The following is a 16,926-nucleotide window of genomic DNA, read 5'->3' as shown; positions in this document are numbered from 1 at the left end:
ACGTTTAATAATTACTTATGATATAGATTCTTATAAAAATGATTATAACGGAAAATCTATCATCCTGTCAGCTAAACTCTGTTGCTATAAAAAATAACTCTATGGTATGCTTTAAGTTAAGAAATGAGGGAATTGAAATGAAAGAAAGACAAGGTCTGATCGTCTATGTAAACCAACTTAAACATGCAAAAAGTTTAAGAAAATACGGTAATGTTCATTATATTTCTCGGAAGTTAAAATATGTTGTGATCTATTGTAATCGTGACGAAATTGAAATAGCGATGGGTAAAATACAACGCCTTCCATTTGTGAAAGACGTTGTAGAATCGTATCGTCCATTCTTAAAAACTGAATTCGAAAATGCGAAGCCTGATAAAGCAAAAGAATACGATTATAAAATTGGTTTGTAGTGAAATAAAATTATTGCATTGGCGGTATAAAGTGATTCATTCGTAAAATTCCAACTAAATGGTTATAAAATAATTCTTTTTCTGGGTAAAAAGAAGAATGTTTTACATCCATAGGAATTGCTTTCTTGCCAATGCGCTCTAATGCTTGTTCAAATAATTCGATTCGTTTAGAAGGCTTATCTGTATCAAAAGGAATCCCTTCTCGACAAATATAAATTGGCATGAATTTACTTTCACCTACTGGCTTAAAAACTACAGCAAGTGAAGCAAATTTTTTATCATCTTTATTTGAAATAATTAAAAATGCATTATGAAATCTTTTTTCATTTGTTTCGATTAATTCGCAAAGTTCATAAACATCCCCATAACCTTGTCCTAGTTCAATAAATTGTTGAATCATACAATACACATCCTTTCTCGTACCAATAGTACCATGAAGGAGGAGGTTAGAGCACATGAAATATTCAGTTAGCTTTTTTATCGTTTTATTGTTTATTGTTAGTGGGTTATTATTTTTCCAATATCAAGTATACTCGGACAAGCTTGAAACTGGACAAGGTGAATTTACATATACACAGGAAATTGAAATTGAATATCGAAATCAAAGTTTAGATATTAGACAACATTTTCGAAATCTTCCGAATCAAACAATCGAAATTAATTGGCCACAACTTGCAACCAATCCTGATTGTTTCTTAGAAAGTGAACAAACTTGCGAACGATTAAGTGAAGATAAAACAAAGTTTAACGTTGGTGAATCTAGATCCCAATCACTTTCTTATGTCATTCCACTTGATGGAGGATTGAAATCAAGTCAGCTATTAAAAGATATATTTGCCTCTTTAAACAATGGAACAGTTTCTTATTCTATCATACATATTTCCACGGATAGTCAAATAGGTGGTCAATGGGTAACAGGATTACCGTTAATCGGTCAACAGTCCTTAACTCTCGTTAACTATGTCATGTTTAGTGGACAAGGTGATGTAAATGAAATTTACTACCAATCGGATGGTTTGACATTACAGCATAAGACTGATGAAATTTCGATTTATTCAAATACTACGATTGATGAAAGTTTAAGTGAACAGATTAAAAATATTCAATTCTTAAACGATGAACATATTTCAATTGTGAACGGGGATAATCTTTCTGGTGATCAAGGGGAACGTATTTTATTTTTAAAAGATTTAACATTAGCAGGATTAAACCAAAGAGTGATTTTATCCCAAATTGATACTTTATATACCTTTGAAAATCAACCTAATTGGATGAAAGAAGTAGTTGCTGCTTTTGTAACAGGAACTATATCTGAAGACAATAAGTCAGCTCAAATTGTAAATGAATTACTAAGTAATATGTCTGACAAACAATTAGATAATTGGGTGACAAAGTTAGAACAACTAAAAGGTACAAAAATCACTGCAACTACTTTAGATGAAAAGCTATCTGAAGTGTTTAATATGTATACGGAATTCTTTGCTTTAAATGTAGATGGAGAAGAACTTCAACCACTGCAATTTTCAGACCCAAGAAAACTTATGGTGAATGAAAAATACACTGAAGAAGTTCAACGCGTTTTTCAGAACGGTTTGATATATTATTCAGCGGACGAATTGTTAGCTCTATTAGGATATGAAGTTTCAGAAGGACCAAATGGATATTATGTAGATAGCGAACTAAGGAAGTTTAGATTCCCTGAAAACTTTAATTTTTATGTATTTAATCAACGAAGATATGATACGATATCAAATCCAATTATTAAAATAATGGATAAAAGATATATTGAGGAATCATGGCTTCAACGATTATTTTTAGTAGAAATTGAAAAAAATGAAAACGATATAATCATATCACCAATAACAACACTACAATAACGAAGAGTGGTGAAACAAATGAGAGTTGTTGCAGGTGAAAGAAAAGGAATGCCCTTAAAAGCAATAGCAGGCACAACAACTAGACCTACAACCGATAAAGTGAAAGAATCGATATTTAATATGATTGGACCATTTTTTGATGGTGGTATTGCAGTAGATTTATTTGCTGGTAGTGGAGGACTAGGGATTGAAGCTTTAAGTAGAGGTTGCGAAAAAGGAATTTTTGTTGAAAAAGACGGTAAAGCATTTCAAGTTCTTCAAGAAAATATTAAGAAATGTCGGTATGAGGAACATTCGGAATTATATAGAACAGATGCAACACGTGCTGTAAAGGCATTATTAAAACGTGATATACAAATTGATTATTTGTTTTTAGATCCGCCATATAAAAAAGTAGAGTATTATCAATTAGTCAATAACCTAATTGATGGCGGTAAACTTTCAGAACAAGCCATCATTGTATGCGAACATGCTACAGAAGTTAGCCTACCAGATGCATATGGTGATTATACGTTAAAGAAAGAAGAAACTTATGGAAGTTCTATTGTTTCAATTTATTCGAAATAACAAATGTTTGGGAAGAGGGAGAAAGTATTGACTGACAAAATAGCAGTTGTACCCGGGAGCTTTGATCCAATAACAAATGGCCATCTCGACATTATTAAACGAGCTGCAGATGTATTTGATATAGTGTATGTTGCAGTATTAAATAATTCTTCTAAAAATCCATTATTTACTTTACAAGAAAGAATGGCACTGATTGAAGAAGTGACAAAATCGATGCCAAATGTAAGAATTGATTCATCTTCTGGATTATTAATTGACTATGCGAGATCGAAAAAGGCAAAGGCGATTGTGCGCGGTCTTAGAGCAGTATCTGATTTCGAATATGAAATGCAAATTACATCTATGAACCGTTATTTAGATGAATCCATTGAAACATTTTTCATCATGACGAAAAATCAATATTCTTTTTTAAGTTCAAGTATTGTTAAAGAAGTAGCTCGATATGGTGGTAAAGTGGAAGGTCTGGTTCCGCCACATGTAGAGCAAGCTTTAATTAAAAAATTCAATAATCTATAAGGTACGAATAAAAAATCGACGAAATGTAAAAATCATTTCGCCGATTTTTTTAAACTTCTCATAGTAAAAACAAAAGATAATACAATGTGGGAATTAAAATAACTAGGAATATCCTTAGTGCAGCGTATGGTCTTAAAGATATTTTTTCAGATTTTGCGAGTACTGCTACTTGCATATGAATACTAAGACTTTGTATCGTTAAAAAGGCTGCTAATAGAAGATAGAGTAATGTAGATTCGTTTGAGAATAGTTGTGAAGCAATTTTAAGCCCATTAGTCATCTCAAGGGAAGCTGCAGTTAATAGGATGATACTATTATGTATATTTGGGAAAAATGTTGAGATAGAGTGCATAACTACTGTGTAAATCGTTGTAAAGAAGATTAACGTTGACCCAACGACTAATACCGTTGGAACACTGTCCTTAATACTACTAGTAAATGGATTTTGAATTTTTGTGCGTTGTTGTTCTATAGGAACGATATTCGCATGAAATGGATCATTTTTGGAAGCATTATAAAAAATGAACAAAATGATTAAGGATACAATATGGTACAAAATTAAAAAACGCCAACTAAACATAGTGTCATTCAATAGATCATACCCTACAAACCCAATAACGAATAGAGGGCTTGGACTATGACAAATACTTAAGAGGCCTTTTGCTTCTTTAGCAGATATTTGTCTATTTTTTTTAAGGAAGGCAATCGTCGCAGCTCCAGTAGGGAATCCACCTAAAGCACTAATACCATAGGTTTTTAAATATAACTGTAACCTTGATGTGGAATCTTGATGACTTGGTGTCAATCGAATGAACCATTGTGTGAGAATTAAGTATGGCAATAAATACGGAAACAAAGCTTCCATAAACAAAGATACACCTAAATCCGTACCTTCATGTGCCACACCAGGGAAAAGTAAAAGTAAAATAATTAGGCTAATACAAATAAATAGATATAGTAGAGGAATATACACCAACTCTTTTCATATTTTGTCCAAATATAATGCGTCTGGGGTGGGAATACTTTACCGGACTTGTCCGAAATTCCATACTAAAAAAACGAGTGGCCAGACGAAACCATTCATTCAATCGTATAACTCACTTAGCTGAATATTAACTGTATGTATTCAACTGACTCATACGAAATAAAAGTACTGAATGCTGTGAAAAGAAATGCTAAACTAATATATGCAATTGTTAAAAATTTTAGTCTTGCTTTGGAACTTGGGGGGTGCCAAACAATATGAAAAAGATCATTAGTATGATCGTAATTTTTCTTCTAGCGATGTTCTTTTGCTTTTATCGAGTAGATTATTATGTGATGAAACCAGGTAGCGCCTATGATGTTAACCAATTTGTTAAAGTGCAAGACGGAGATTTTGATGATAAAGGTACATTTAACTTAATGACAGTATCCATGTTTCAAGCAACACCGCTAGCTTTAACCATCGCTTATTTTAACGATTATCAAGACATTCTAGAATTGGATTCTGTACGTCATGAAGAGGAAAGCGAAGAAGAATATAATGTACGTCAGTTGAAGCTTATGACTGATTCTCAATTTAATGCACTCCATGTAGCATTCCAAAAAGCTGATCTTCCATTTACAATTACATATAACGGGATTACCGTATTAAATGTTTTGTCCGGTGGTGCAGCGGACGGTAAAATTCAACCAGGGGATGAAATTGTTGAGATAGATGGACAAATCATTCACAAATCAGAAGACTTAACTGCAAAATTAAGTGCTAAGAAGGAAAATGAAGAAGTACAGTTAGTACTTAATCGGGATGATCAATTAATAGACGTGACTCTAACATTAAAAGAAATACCGGGTAGTGAACCAAAGAAAATTGGGATTGGTATTACATATTCTCAAAGTAAAACTATTAAAACAGAGCCAAATGTAAATGTGGATGCGGAAGAAATAGGAGGTCCTTCTGCCGGTCTTATGTTTACATTAGAAATCTTAAATCAACTGTTAGATGAAGATTTAACAAAAGGCTATGCGGTTGCAGGAACAGGTGAGATGAACGAAGATGGAACAGTTGGAAGAATCGGCGGGATTGACAAGAAAGTCGTTGCGGCACATGAAGATGGAATGGAAATCTTCTTTGCTCCAGACGATGAAATTACTGAAGCAATGTTAAGTGTAAATCCCGACATTAAATCCAATTATGAAGTTGCTGTACAAACGGCAGAAAAAATAGGTACGAGTATGAAAATCGTACCTGTGAAGACCATTGACGATGCGCTTAACTATTTAGAACAACTTCCTGAAAAATAGCACTACGCGTTTTATATTCGAATGGGCGGAGTCTGATAATCTCCGTCTATTTTTTTGTTTGAGAATAATTGAATCCCTTGCCCATAAATTTCAGTAGCTCGAATATCGATTTGGAGTAATGGATCTTTTGTTTGAGCTACACGACTTATTAGTGGTAATTCAAACTCTTTTTTCTTTAATCCTAAGAATTGTTGACCTTTATTTGTCATCCCGAGTAATCGAATATATGTTGGGGATTCAAATTGGTGTAGTTGCTCTTTAGTTACACCTGTGAAAATATGTGTTAACATCCTTTGTAGTCGAGTCCATGTGTAACGCTTTGATTTAATATGATTCATAAAAGTTTGGAAAGAATCACTCATTTTTGCGTATTTAATTAATGCAAATTCGATCCCTTCTGAGACATCTGCAAATTGAGTTAAATCCTTTGGTAAATAGCGAGCAATGGTAAAACGTAATAACGGCCAAAATGATTCCCATTGGACAAATTGTTGATGATTTTGTGCCCATAGTTGTAATTGTTCATATGAATGGGGAGGAACAAATTGAAGAACATCAGATAATTCTCCACTTTCAAAGAGTGCCTTTCGTATCCCTGTAGCACTAGCAATTGATGAATCCTGTTTAACGTCATCATGATAACCAGCTTTTACCCTTTGAATGGTTACTGGTTGAATTGAACTCTTAATTTGATGTACTGCCTCAATATAATGATACCCGAGAATATTATTGGGTTGGGATAAATCGATGTATAATTGTGGTCGTTTTTGTTTAAGTTGTTCATATGCTTCATATAAACTTTTTGGGTAACTATTCCCTTTTGAAATATAATACTTGATCAAGTCATTGTACTCAGTACGTTCATCATGAAGTAGCATCAATGTATTAAGAAAAGGTTCAATATTCCCATCTTCACTACCAAAAGCAAATGTGTCGCACTTCATAGCAGTAAGAATTTGAATAGCACCTCTAGCAAATTGTTCTGCTTTACTAGTGGCAAATACGTAAGGTAGTTCAATAACCATATCAACACCACTTAAGAGTGCCATTTTTGTTCGGTGCCATTTATCTACAAGTGCGGGTTCTCCTCTTTGGAGAAAGTTACCGCTCATTACTGCAACTACAACATCAGCATCTGTTTTCTTTTTAGATTCTTTGATATGATAATGGTGACCGTTATGAAAAGGATTATATTCGACAACAACGCCAACTGCTTGCATAAATTTTCGCACTCCTAATAGTTAATCATCAAATTCGACTGTACGAATTTGTGCAATATACATTTGAAATTTAGTATAGTTTTGAATGAAGTTAGTAAAAGTATAGTATAGGTTTTATGATGGTGACAAGAAAATAACTTGACATCTATATTTTCACATTATATAATCAACATTGTTGTCTCGAGGTGATGAATGAATGAAATGGTCTATTCATGAATTATCAAAGTATCGCCAAAAAGGGATGCCTATTGATACAGAAGTACAGTTAGATGAAGTAAAAAAACGAAACACTGAGATTCGTAATATTTCACCTGTACATGTTAAAGGGCACTGTACATTCGGTGCATCGCAAATGACTTGTCAATTTACTATGACTGCAACTCTTACACTACCATGTGCAAGAACATGGGAGGATGTTGAATATCCAATCAACGTAGATACGGTGGAAGTCTTTAGTTGGATTGACCCGGAACTTCGTGGTAGTGAAGATGAAGATATCCATTATATAGATGGTGAAGTAATCGACATGAAGCCAGTACTAGAGGAGTTAATTCTCCTTTCCATTCCTATGCAAGTGTTCAAAGAAGGTTCTGAAGGCCAAGTGCAAGGCGGGAAGTACTGGAGTTATTCAACAGATGAAGATGTTGCTCGTCAACAGGAAACTGGCGAACAAAAAGTAGATCCGAGACTAGCTGATTTAGCTAAGTATTTTGATCAAACAGATGAATAATTATCTGTAAGGAGGTGCCAATAATGGCTGTACCATTTAGAAGAACTTCTAAAACTGCTAAAAGAAAGCGTCGTACGCATTTCAAATTATCTGTACCTGGTATGGTAGCTTGCCCAAACTGTGGTGAAGCAACTTTATCTCACCACGTTTGCAAATCTTGCGGACACTACAAAGGTAAAGAAGTAGTTAGCAAATAATTTATTGAGCTTGTTCGAAAAAGCTCTAAAACAAAAAGGCTAATAGAGAGGCCATGGCTCTCTATTAGCCTTTTTTTATTTTTTAAATAATACAGTGTTGAAGTATTTATACACTAGAGGCTAGTTGCGTGACAAAATTGATGGGGACTTCGGGAAAGTGTCACGAAAAGAGGGTTTCATTTAGACAACTTCGAATGGATTTACGGAATTCTGTCTAAAAGAGGGCTTCATTTAGACAAATTCGAATGGATTTACGGAATTCTGTCTAAAAGAGGGCTATATTTAGACAACTTCGAATGGATTCAAGGAATTCTGTCTAAAAGAGGGCTTCATTTAGACAACTTCGAATGGATTTACAGAATTCTGTCTAAAAGAGGGCTATATTTTGACAACTTCGAATGGATTTACAGAATTCTGTCTAATAGAGGGCTATATTTTGACAACTTCGAATAGATTCAAGGAATTCTGTCTAAAAGAGGGCTATATTTTGACAACTTCGAATGGATTTACGGAATTCTGTCTAAATACGGGCTTCATTTAGACAACTCCGAATGGATTTAAGGAATTCTGTCTAAAAGAGGGTTATATTTTGACAACTTCGAATGGATTTACGGAATTCTGTCTAAAAGAGGGCTATATTTTGACAACTCCGAATAGATTCAAGGAATTCTGTCTAGATCAGGTGACAAAAAATTAGAAAACCCAACAAGAGTATCACGCAACGAAAAACACTTCTTAGAAATAAAACCAAAGCTAAAACATTTGAAAAATTTCCACCTATGCTTACTATATAACTAGACAATTTATTAGCTTTCGAATACTTATAGAACTTGTCAAAACATTCACTCTGCTTTACTATGAAACCAAATGATAGGAACTAGTGACAGATGAAGGGGATGTGTTGTGGATGTCATATAAGATCGACCTAATAGATGGAATATTAACCTTTACAATCGACAGAGAAGAGAAAAGAAACGCTGTCAATGATGAAGTAATGAACGGATTTAAAGAAGTTGTTACTTATATAAATGAAAACAACGATGTTCGTTTTTTAATCATAACAGGCGCTGGTGATAAGGCGTTTTGTTCAGGAGGAGACTTATCGGAGTTTCACAAACTGCGAACTGAACAAGAAGCCTTTGGTATGTTAAGCAAGATGGGGAAAATATTATATGAGATATCAACATTACCTGTACCAACAATTGCATTAATCAATGGAACTGCAGTTGGTGGAGGATGTGAGATTGCAACAGCGTGTGATTTCAGATTAGTAGCAAAAGATGCGAAATGTGGATTTATCCAAGGAACTTTAGGAATCACGAGCGGCTGGGGTGGAGGTACATACTTAATCGAAAGTGGTTTAAAACAAGACTTCGCTTTAAAGATGTTAGTAGACTCTTGCACATACGATTCGGACAAATTGTATGAAATTGGTTGGGCTACCAGAGTATTCGATCGGCCAAAAGAACAAGCTATAGAAGAATTCATCTCCAACATGAAAAAAGTCCATCCAGATGTCCATCATGCCTATAAAGAAATGAAACTTAGAAGCTGGAGAGAAAAAAATATGTTCGGTCGGGTAATGGAAGAAATAAAATTGTGTGCAAAACTTTGGGAAAGTGATGCACATATTCAAGCAGTAAACCGTTTTTTAAACAAATCTAATAATTAACCTATATATTAGTGGTTATTCTTTACTTTTTCATGCAAGTTAAAAAATGAAAATAGGTAGTAACATTAAAAATGTTACTACCTATTTTTTATAAGTACTTCTATTCTATTTTATCTCATAAGGTGCATATAGTAGTAAAAAATGTGAGGTGATAGAAAGTGGAAGGGAAAAGAAGAAAAGACCAATGGACTGCAGATGATGATGAAAAATTAGCAGAAATCGTCATCCAAGCTGTTCAAAATGGAAAAACACAATTAGAAGCCTTTGCTGAGGCAGCGAATGTTTTAAATCGTACGAAACAAGCTTGTGGTTTTCGTTGGAATAAAACATTACGCACTCAATATGGCCAAATGTTAAACAGTGTTAGAAAACGTCCAAAACAACTAATGAGAAGCCATTTAAAACTAGCACTCAATAGTTTTGATGAATTAACTGAAGCTTATAACGAATTAGAGATTAAATATAGAGAGCTACAATCTGAGCATGACAAACTCATTAAATGGTTAAATCAAGGTGTCAATTTTCTTGAACACCAAAAGTAATAAATAATACAAACTATCAAACACATTTTAACATCAGTCTGCATTCATGTTCACTTGTATTACGGGTGAGATGAATGCACTACTTACTTTATTTCTTGAATGGTTCCATGCAAATAAAGGGGAGAAATGTAGACTATTGAAACAATATAATGAGATATTAGCTGAAAAAGTGGCAAAGATTAAAGCCGGTGGACATCAGAAATATCATGATAAGTTAAAGGAAACAAATAAATTATTTGTCCGTGATCGACTTTCTCTACTATTTGATGAGGGTAAGTATGAGGAAGATGGTAAATTTGCCAATTGTTCTTCAAGTGATTTACCTGCTGATGGTGTAATCTGTGCTATAGGAAAAGTGCACAATCAAACCGTCTGTGTGATGGCTAATGATTCAACTGTAAAGGCGGGTTCTTGGGGTGTTCATACAGTTGAGAAAATTATAAGGATACAAGAAACCGCTGAAAAACTCCAAGTCCCCTTACTATATTTAGTTGATTCAGCAGGTGCTAGAATAACAGATCAACTAGCCATGTTTCCGGGTAGACGTGGTGCTGGACGAATATTTTATAATCAAGTCAATTTAAGCGGTGTCATTCCGCAAATCTGTTTGCTATTCGGTCCTTCAGCAGCGGGCGGGGCATATATTCCAGCTTTTTGTGATATTGTCATAATGGTTGATGGAAATGCCTCAATGTATTTAGGATCGCCACGAATGGCTGAAAAAGTAATTGGTGAAAAAGTCTCACTTGAAGAAATGGGTGGGGCAAGAATGCACTGTACTATTAGTGGTTGTGGTGATGTGCTTGCAGAAAATGAAGAGCAAGCAATTGAGCTAGCTAAAAACTATTTAAATTACTTTGGTGCCAATTTTAAAGAAACACCAAAAGTAATTGAAAGTAAATTACCAAAACAAATTCGGGAAATAGAAGACATCATTCCTGAAAATCAAAATGTTCCTTTTGATATGTATGAATTACTTGATCATATCGTTGATGAAGGAAGTATATTTGAAATAAAAAAATTATTTGCACCTGAAATAATTACTTGTTTAGCAAGAATCGATGGCAGAGTAGTAGGGATTATAGCAAATCAACCAAGAGTTAAAGGCGGTGTATTATTCGTCGATTCATCGGATAAAGCGGCAAAATTTATACAATTATGCGATGCCTTTTCAATTCCACTTTTATTCTTGGCGGATGTACCAGGGTTTATGATTGGAACTAAAGTTGAAAGAGCAGGCATTATCCGTCATGGTGCAAAGTTTATTTCTGCAATGACAAGTGCAACCGTCCCAAAAATTTCTGTTATTATACGTAAAGCTTACGGGGCAGGTTTGTATGCAATGTGTGGGCCAGCGTTTGAGCCAGATGTTTGTATAGCGCTTCCAACTGCTCAAATTGCGGTAATGGGTCCTGAAGCTGCTGTTAATGCAGTTTATTCGAATAAAATTGAACAAATAGAAGATCTGAAGAAAAGAATGCAATTTGTAAAGGAAAAAATTGATGAGTATAAAGAGGAAATCGATATTTACAAATTAGCTTCTGAGTTAGTAATCGATGATATTATTGAGCCAAGCAAATTACGTGATACATTGTCAGAGAGACTGAAAATGTATTCTACAAAACAAATTCCAATACCTACTCGTAAACATCCGGTTTATCCAGTATAATAATGTTAAAAATGGGTGCGTTTGAAAATAGACGCACCCTTTATGTTGGTTATTAGCTGGTGAAAAGGTAACTCCATCAACAATGTAATTCGTACAAACAGATAATCTGTAAAAAGTGCAAATACTTCATGGCGCATTTATAATTGTTATCATCACTAATAAAATCTTAGGGGTTGCCTTGAATGTGTAATTTCAAGACAACCCCTTCAACTAGTTGAAAAGGAGGGTGTTTTGTGGAGGTTATTGTTATTGGTGCTGGAGCTGTCGGAATGTTAGTAGCTAGCTTCTTATCAAAAATACATAATGTTACTCTCGTTACAAGAAGGCCAGAACAAGCAGAAGCGTTTAATCGTGAAGGGCTAAAACGTATTAATCTAGATGGAACAATTGAACATTCAATGGTCAGAGGATTAACGGCACTACCGTCTATTCAAGAAGACACGATGATTATCGTCGCGGTGAAATACGGCCAATTAAAAACAATATATCCACAACTCTCTTTATTACCTGAAAATACGCCTTTACTCTTTTTACAAAATGGGTTAGCACATTTTGATGAAGTACTATCCTTATCTCATAAAAATATCGCATTTGGTTCATGTCAATTTGGAGCCCAAAAACAAGATGATTATACAGTAATCCATAGAGGTTTCGGTGCGCTAAAAATCGCAATTGAACGTGGTAATAAGGAACTTTATACTGTTTTAAAAGCGGAAGATAAATCCGATTTCCAGCTGGAATTTGCCCCTAATGCGGAACAAATGCTGTTTGAAAAAGCATTACTTAATTGTTTTGTAAACCCATTAACAGCATTATTAAAAGTGAAAAATGGTTACTTAATTCAACATCAAACTACGCTTCATTTATTGGAACAATTATTCGTTGAGTTAAAAAGTGTTTTCTCAGAAGAGATGGAGAAGTTCAATTTTGAAGATGTGATTTCTTTATGTGAAAAAACAGCTTCAAATACATCGTCTATGCTTTCAGATGTTTTGAACGATCGACAAACAGAAATTGATACGATTGCATTAGCGATGATCAAAAAAGCACATAAGAGAGGCAAAAATTTACCGACATTATCAACATTATATTATTTAATAAAAGCTACAGAGGAGAAAAGAGTTGAGAAAATGTGAGCATATTATTATATGTAATAAGCTTTATTATTCTATTTCCAATAATCCTTTTCGCAGTCATATACTTTATTTGTAGAAAGGGAAAAGTAAGTAAAGTTAAATCATTTGGTTTTGCCTCTGACGTAACAACCTTTGTATTGTTTTTATCTGTCCCCCTCATTATTAATAGTTTGTGGGAAGTAAAATTAGGTGTTTACGTAATCTGTATTGCTATATTAATAGCTATTATATTTACATATATTGAATGGAAAACGAAGAAAGAGATTGAAATTATAGCCTTGCTGAAAAAAATATGGAGAGTCTTGTTTTTAATATTGATAATCCTATACATACTCTTATGGATTGTAGGCATTGTTTATAAAATCATTACATATATCTTCTATTCCTAAGCATATTCATTTGCAGGTGTGCAACAAACGTTTACAATATATTAAGAATTCAAAATGATATATATAAAAGTTCGATAAAGATTTAACCAATAGTAGAGGAGATTTAGGAATGAAGCTGGATCAGGTTACTTTGCCAGTTAACAATAATTTGTTATCTGCGTATTGGTCAGGTAGCGAAATGTTACATAATTTCTATGAATACCAGTTACGTGAAGAATCCTATTTGAAGCGTGCTGAATATTTAAAAAGCAAACAATATGATACTAAACAATTAAGTGATATTATCCTGAAGTTTATGGAACCTTATGGGATAACTGAAAAAATCACTGAGAATCTAGCTTATTTGGCAGATGGTTCTCCTGTCATTGTTGGAGGACAACAAGCTGGAATTTTAACTGGACCACTTTATTCGATTCATAAAGCAATTTCTGTCATTCTTCTAGCGAAAAAACAAACAGAGAAGTTAGGTGTAAAAGTAATTCCGTTATTTTGGATCGCTGGAGAAGATCATGATATTGAAGAGATCAATCATACGTATACCATTTACCAAACTGAACCAAAAAAACGTGTATATAGAGAACGAAACAATCGTAAAACAATGGCATCTACAACTGAGATAAATAAAGTTCAATTGAAAAAAACAATTGATGAAATTTTTAAAGATTTTGGAGAAACAGCATATACACAAGAACTTTACCAATTTGTATTAAGTTCTATCAATGACAGTGAGACATTTACAGATTTCTTCGTAAGATGCATGAACTCATTTTTCAAAGACGAAGGATTACTTATGATCGATGCGGCATATCCACCATTTCGTCGTTACGAATCAGATTTTTTCAAAAAAATCATTGAAAAGAATGAAAAAATCGCTGAAGTAGTGGTGAATAAAGAACAGTTATTAAATGATGCAGGTTTCGGTAAACCGATTGAAGCAACCTTAGAAAATGCCAATCTGTTTTTTGTTCAAGATGGGGAACGTTTTTTACTAGAACGTGTTGGAAATTTATTTATTAATGAAACTTCCAATATAAAATTTGCAAAAGATGAATTACTTGAGATCGCTTTAAATAATCCTGAGAAGCTTAGTAATAATGTCGTTACTCGTCCATTAATGCAAGAAATGACTATACCTGTACTTGCATTTGTTGGTGGGCCTGGTGAATTAGCTTATTGGGCAACATTGAAAGATGCTTTCGAAGTAATGGATTTACAAATGCCGATTATTGTACCTCGTTTAAATATCACATTAATTTCTCGTAAAGTGGAGCAATTATTAGAAGAGTATAAGTTAACGGTGGAAGATGTATTTGTCGGTAAAGTAAAAGAATTAAAAAATAAATTTTTAGAAAGCATTCAAGATGAAGAAGCAAAGGAACAAATTAATCAATTGCAAAGGCTTCTTGAAAATCAATATCAAAAGTTATCAACACATCTAAACGAACAACAATTACATTTAGATTTTATAATTGAGAAAAACATCAATTATCATGCTCAACAATTTGAATATTTAAAAAGTAAAATAGAGCAGCAAGTTTTATTAAAACATGATAAAATCATCCGTCAATTTAACACGTTGTCATCTGAACTTTATCCAAATGATAACTATCAGGAGAGAGTCTTTAACCCATATCAATACTTAAATATTTATGGTCCAACACTTATTTCTGAATTATTGGAATTACCATTTGATTTTTCAAATTCCCATTATATAGTTCGAATGTAGTAGGGACAATTGAGTTATCTCTTATGAGATAGCTCTTTTTTTATGCCTTTTTTCATATCGAAAAAAGTTGCATCTTGGACTAAATGCACGAATTGCAAAAAGTTGTCAACATTTTTTTGAAAGTTGTGGAGGAAAGTGGGGGAATGTGGTACATTATTTACTAAAGTGGGGTGAGTAGCATGTTCATGGGAGAATATCAACATTCCGTTGATGCAAAAGGGCGACTAATTGTACCTTCTAAATTTCGGGAGGATTTAGGCAATACTTTTGTTATTACACGCGGACTTGATAACTGTCTATTTGGCTATCCTATGGATGAATGGCGAAAACTCGAAGAAAAGTTAAAACAATTGCCCATGACGAAAAAGGATGCGAGAGCATTTACTAGATTCTTTTTCTCAGGTGCAACAGAAGTTGAAATAGATAAACAAGGGCGTATTAATATCCCCACTTCACTAGCTAATTACGCCAAACTAGAAAAAGAATGCGTTGTAATCGGTGTTTCAAGCAAAATAGAGATTTGGGCGAAAGAAGCATGGGATGCTTATGTGGGAGACGCTGAAGATTCTTTCAATGATATAGCAGAAAATTTAATTGGCTTTGACTTCTAGTTAATATAGCGCCAAAAAGGAGTATTTATAATGTTCGATCATACAACCGTATTACTAAGAGAAACAGTTGACGGATTGAACATCAAATCTGATGGGATTTATGTGGATTGTACTTTAGGTGGTGCAGGGCACAGTGAATATTTAGTGCAACAGCTTTCATCTAATGGACGATTAATCTGTTTCGATCAAGATATAACAGCGATAGAACATGCAAAAGTACGATTAGCAGATTATTTAGATCGTGTGACATTTGTTCATGCCAATTTCCGTTATATCAAAGAGGAACTAGAGAAGATAAATATCCATAAGGTTGATGGGATTCTATATGACTTAGGAGTTTCTTCCCCACAACTAGATACACCTGAACGTGGATTTAGTTATCACCACGATGCACCTCTTGATATGCGTATGGACCAACACGCAGAACTTAGTGCATTTCATGTAGTAAACGAATGGGCATATGAGGATTTAGTTCGTATCTTTTTCCGATACGGAGAGGAAAAGTTCTCAAAACAAGTTGCCAGAAAAATAGAGGAAGCAAGAAAAGTTGCTCCAATTGAAACGACTGGTCAATTAGTCGAATTAATCAAAGAAGGTATACCTGCTCCAGCCCGCAGAAAAGGTGGGCATCCAGCAAAACGCATATTCCAAGCAATAAGAATCGCAGTAAATGATGAGCTTGGAGCAGCTGAAGATTCGTTAGTTGATGCAATTGATCTATTAAAAATCGGTGGGCGAATTAGTGTCATCACATTCCATTCGCTAGAAGACCGTTTAACTAAAACAATATTTAAAGAAGCTTCATCTTTACCTGATTTACCACCTGGATTACCAGTAGTGCCTGATGAGTACAAACCGACACTACAATTAGTTACAAGAAAACCAATCCTACCTTCAGAAGAAGAGCTGGAAAAAAACAATCGTTCTAGGTCTGCGAAACTTAGAATTGCTGAAAAAATAAACGAAAAAAGGGAGTGATTAAATGGCTGTAAGAGCAAGGCAATTCCAAACCTATGTAGAACAACCGACCGTTGTACAACGACAACAAAAAACGACCATTAAACAAGCTAAGAAGAAACGAATTACTGCAAAAGAGAAACTACTTTATTTTGCATTTATTGTAGTCGTAGCGATCATGGCCGTTACAGTATTACATAAGCAAAGTTCAATCCAACAATCGACGATCGAAATTCAACAAATTAATAGTGAAATATCAGAAATATCTAAGGAAAATGTTGATTTAAAAGTTAAAGTCGGAGAACTATCACGATACGATCGAATTATGGAAAAAGCAAAAGCACTCGGTTTCACTCTAAATGAGAAAAATGTAAAGGTAGTGCCGGGAGAATGAAAAAGAAAAAGTTTCGATTCCAATGGG

General features: G+C 34.0%; 19 protein-coding genes. 16 read left to right on the top strand and 3 right to left on the bottom strand.

The features are described 5' to 3' along the window. The first annotated feature begins 137 nt into the window (after window positions 1-137). On the top strand, window positions 138-410 hold the full coding sequence (locus ACOQFO_RS17765) for a YlbG family protein (protein WP_421691012.1): 273 nt from the start codon (window positions 138-140) through the stop codon (window positions 408-410). Between the two features lie 10 nt (window positions 411-420). On the opposite strand, the gene ACOQFO_RS17760 is transcribed toward ACOQFO_RS17765, so the two are convergent. Beyond that, entirely contained in the window at window positions 421-810 is a 390-nt protein-coding gene (locus ACOQFO_RS17760; RefSeq protein WP_421691011.1) for a DUF7147 family protein, read from the bottom strand. 55 nt (window positions 811-865) lie between these two features. On the opposite strand from ACOQFO_RS17760, the gene ACOQFO_RS17755 reads away from it, so the two are divergent. The 3 genes from ACOQFO_RS17755 to coaD are packed head-to-tail and all read left to right on the top strand — an operon-like array spanning window position 866 to window position 3,370. Further along, on the top strand, window positions 866-2,287 hold the full coding sequence (locus tag ACOQFO_RS17755) for an RNA polymerase II (protein WP_421691010.1): 1,422 nt from the start codon (window positions 866-868) through the stop codon (window positions 2,285-2,287). 18 nt (window positions 2,288-2,305) lie between these two features. Further along, window positions 2,306-2,854: a 16S rRNA (guanine(966)-N(2))-methyltransferase RsmD gene (gene rsmD / locus ACOQFO_RS17750; RefSeq protein ID WP_421691009.1), complete on the top strand. Its 549-nt coding sequence runs from the start codon at window positions 2,306-2,308 to the stop codon at window positions 2,852-2,854. A 27-nt stretch (window positions 2,855-2,881) separates the two neighbouring features. Next, window positions 2,882-3,370 carry a pantetheine-phosphate adenylyltransferase gene (gene coaD / locus ACOQFO_RS17745; RefSeq protein ID WP_421691008.1) on the top strand — a complete coding sequence of 163 codons (489 nt, stop codon included), beginning with the start codon at window positions 2,882-2,884 and terminating at the stop codon, window positions 3,368-3,370. 58 nt (window positions 3,371-3,428) lie between these two features. On the opposite strand, the gene ACOQFO_RS17740 is transcribed toward coaD, so the two are convergent. Then, window positions 3,429-4,235, bottom strand: coding sequence for a hypothetical protein (locus ACOQFO_RS17740; protein WP_421691007.1), 807 nt, complete (start codon window positions 4,233-4,235; stop codon window positions 3,429-3,431). Between the two features lie 377 nt (window positions 4,236-4,612). Here ACOQFO_RS17740 and ACOQFO_RS17735 point away from each other — a divergent pair, with 377 nt between their 5' ends. Beyond that, on the top strand, window positions 4,613-5,656 hold the full coding sequence (locus ACOQFO_RS17735; protein ID WP_421691006.1) for a SepM family pheromone-processing serine protease: 1,044 nt from the start codon (window positions 4,613-4,615) through the stop codon (window positions 5,654-5,656). Between the two features lie 11 nt (window positions 5,657-5,667). On the opposite strand, the gene ACOQFO_RS17730 is transcribed toward ACOQFO_RS17735, so the two are convergent. Further along, complete coding sequence (locus ACOQFO_RS17730) at window positions 5,668-6,876, bottom strand: nucleotidyltransferase (protein WP_421691005.1); 1,209 nt, start codon at window positions 6,874-6,876, stop codon at window positions 5,668-5,670. A 196-nt stretch (window positions 6,877-7,072) separates the two neighbouring features. On the opposite strand from ACOQFO_RS17730, the gene ACOQFO_RS17725 reads away from it, so the two are divergent. The 11 genes from ACOQFO_RS17725 (at window position 7,073) to ftsL (ending at window position 16,899) form a co-directional block, all read left to right on the top strand. Then, a complete protein-coding gene (locus ACOQFO_RS17725; RefSeq protein WP_421691004.1) occupies window positions 7,073-7,606 on the top strand; it encodes a YceD family protein in 534 nt (177 codons plus the stop codon). 23 nt (window positions 7,607-7,629) lie between these two features. Beyond that, window positions 7,630-7,803 (top strand): 50S ribosomal protein L32, encoded by a 174-nt coding sequence (gene rpmF / locus ACOQFO_RS17720; RefSeq protein WP_036171914.1) that lies wholly within the window; start codon window positions 7,630-7,632, stop codon window positions 7,801-7,803. Window positions 7,804-8,710: 907 nt separating this feature from the next. Further along, window positions 8,711-9,475 (top strand): enoyl-CoA hydratase/isomerase family protein, encoded by a 765-nt coding sequence (locus tag ACOQFO_RS17715; RefSeq protein WP_421691003.1) that lies wholly within the window; start codon window positions 8,711-8,713, stop codon window positions 9,473-9,475. 158 nt (window positions 9,476-9,633) lie between these two features. Continuing rightward, window positions 9,634-10,017, top strand: a complete 384-nt coding sequence (locus ACOQFO_RS17710) for a transcriptional regulator (protein ID WP_421691002.1) — start codon at window positions 9,634-9,636, stop codon at window positions 10,015-10,017. Window positions 10,018-10,087: 70 nt separating this feature from the next. Then, entirely contained in the window at window positions 10,088-11,686 is a 1,599-nt protein-coding gene (locus tag ACOQFO_RS17705) for an acyl-CoA carboxylase subunit beta (RefSeq protein WP_421691001.1), read from the top strand. 233 nt (window positions 11,687-11,919) lie between these two features. Continuing rightward, entirely contained in the window at window positions 11,920-12,822 is a 903-nt protein-coding gene (locus ACOQFO_RS17700) for a 2-dehydropantoate 2-reductase (protein WP_421691000.1), read from the top strand. Next, window positions 12,819-13,211: a DUF3397 family protein gene (locus tag ACOQFO_RS17695; protein WP_421690999.1), complete on the top strand. Its 393-nt coding sequence runs from the start codon at window positions 12,819-12,821 to the stop codon at window positions 13,209-13,211. Before ACOQFO_RS17700 ends, ACOQFO_RS17695 begins: the two co-directional genes overlap by 4 nt. A 109-nt stretch (window positions 13,212-13,320) precedes the next feature. Continuing rightward, a complete protein-coding gene (gene bshC, locus ACOQFO_RS17690; protein WP_421690998.1) occupies window positions 13,321-14,937 on the top strand; it encodes a bacillithiol biosynthesis cysteine-adding enzyme BshC in 1,617 nt (538 codons plus the stop codon). Between the two features lie 179 nt (window positions 14,938-15,116). Then, complete coding sequence (gene mraZ, locus ACOQFO_RS17685) at window positions 15,117-15,548, top strand: division/cell wall cluster transcriptional repressor MraZ (protein WP_421690997.1); 432 nt, start codon at window positions 15,117-15,119, stop codon at window positions 15,546-15,548. 30 nt (window positions 15,549-15,578) lie between these two features. After that, window positions 15,579-16,526, top strand: a complete 948-nt coding sequence (gene rsmH, locus ACOQFO_RS17680; protein WP_421690996.1) for a 16S rRNA (cytosine(1402)-N(4))-methyltransferase RsmH — start codon at window positions 15,579-15,581, stop codon at window positions 16,524-16,526. A gap of 4 nt (window positions 16,527-16,530) precedes the next feature. Next, on the top strand, window positions 16,531-16,899 hold the full coding sequence (ftsL, locus tag ACOQFO_RS17675; protein ID WP_421690995.1) for a cell division protein FtsL: 369 nt from the start codon (window positions 16,531-16,533) through the stop codon (window positions 16,897-16,899). Window positions 16,900-16,926 lie beyond the last annotated feature (27 nt).

Source organism: Ureibacillus sp. MALMAid1270 (assembly GCF_049202975.1).
Taxonomy (GTDB): domain Bacteria; phylum Bacillota; class Bacilli; order Bacillales_A; family Planococcaceae; genus Ureibacillus.
This window is presented reverse-complemented; position numbering and strand designations above follow the sequence as displayed.

What these genes read in the sequence shown, in the direction of transcription:
- ACOQFO_RS17735 (WP_421691006.1), top strand. Translation starts at nt 4,613, where the DNA reads ATGAAAAAGATCATTAGTATGATCGTAATTTTTCTTCTAGCGATGTTC.
- rpmF (WP_036171914.1), top strand. Translation starts at nt 7,630, where the DNA reads ATGGCTGTACCATTTAGAAGAACTTCTAAAACTGCTAAAAGAAAGCGT.
- ACOQFO_RS17730 (WP_421691005.1), bottom strand. Translation starts at nt 6,876, where the DNA reads ATGCAAGCAGTTGGCGTTGTTGTCGAATATAATCCTTTTCATAACGGT.
- rsmH (WP_421690996.1), top strand. Translation starts at nt 15,579, where the DNA reads ATGTTCGATCATACAACCGTATTACTAAGAGAAACAGTTGACGGATTG.
- bshC (WP_421690998.1), top strand. Translation starts at nt 13,321, where the DNA reads ATGAAGCTGGATCAGGTTACTTTGCCAGTTAACAATAATTTGTTATCT.
- ACOQFO_RS17765 (WP_421691012.1), top strand. Translation starts at nt 138, where the DNA reads ATGAAAGAAAGACAAGGTCTGATCGTCTATGTAAACCAACTTAAACAT.
- mraZ (WP_421690997.1), top strand. Translation starts at nt 15,117, where the DNA reads ATGTTCATGGGAGAATATCAACATTCCGTTGATGCAAAAGGGCGACTA.
- ftsL (WP_421690995.1), top strand. Translation starts at nt 16,531, where the DNA reads ATGGCTGTAAGAGCAAGGCAATTCCAAACCTATGTAGAACAACCGACC.
- ACOQFO_RS17725 (WP_421691004.1), top strand. Translation starts at nt 7,073, where the DNA reads ATGAAATGGTCTATTCATGAATTATCAAAGTATCGCCAAAAAGGGATG.
- ACOQFO_RS17755 (WP_421691010.1), top strand. Translation starts at nt 866, where the DNA reads ATGAAATATTCAGTTAGCTTTTTTATCGTTTTATTGTTTATTGTTAGT.
- ACOQFO_RS17740 (WP_421691007.1), bottom strand. Translation starts at nt 4,235, where the DNA reads ATGGAAGCTTTGTTTCCGTATTTATTGCCATACTTAATTCTCACACAA.
- ACOQFO_RS17715 (WP_421691003.1), top strand. Translation starts at nt 8,711, where the DNA reads ATGTCATATAAGATCGACCTAATAGATGGAATATTAACCTTTACAATC.
- rsmD (WP_421691009.1), top strand. Translation starts at nt 2,306, where the DNA reads ATGAGAGTTGTTGCAGGTGAAAGAAAAGGAATGCCCTTAAAAGCAATA.
- ACOQFO_RS17705 (WP_421691001.1), top strand. Translation starts at nt 10,088, where the DNA reads ATGAATGCACTACTTACTTTATTTCTTGAATGGTTCCATGCAAATAAA.
- ACOQFO_RS17760 (WP_421691011.1), bottom strand. Translation starts at nt 810, where the DNA reads ATGATTCAACAATTTATTGAACTAGGACAAGGTTATGGGGATGTTTAT.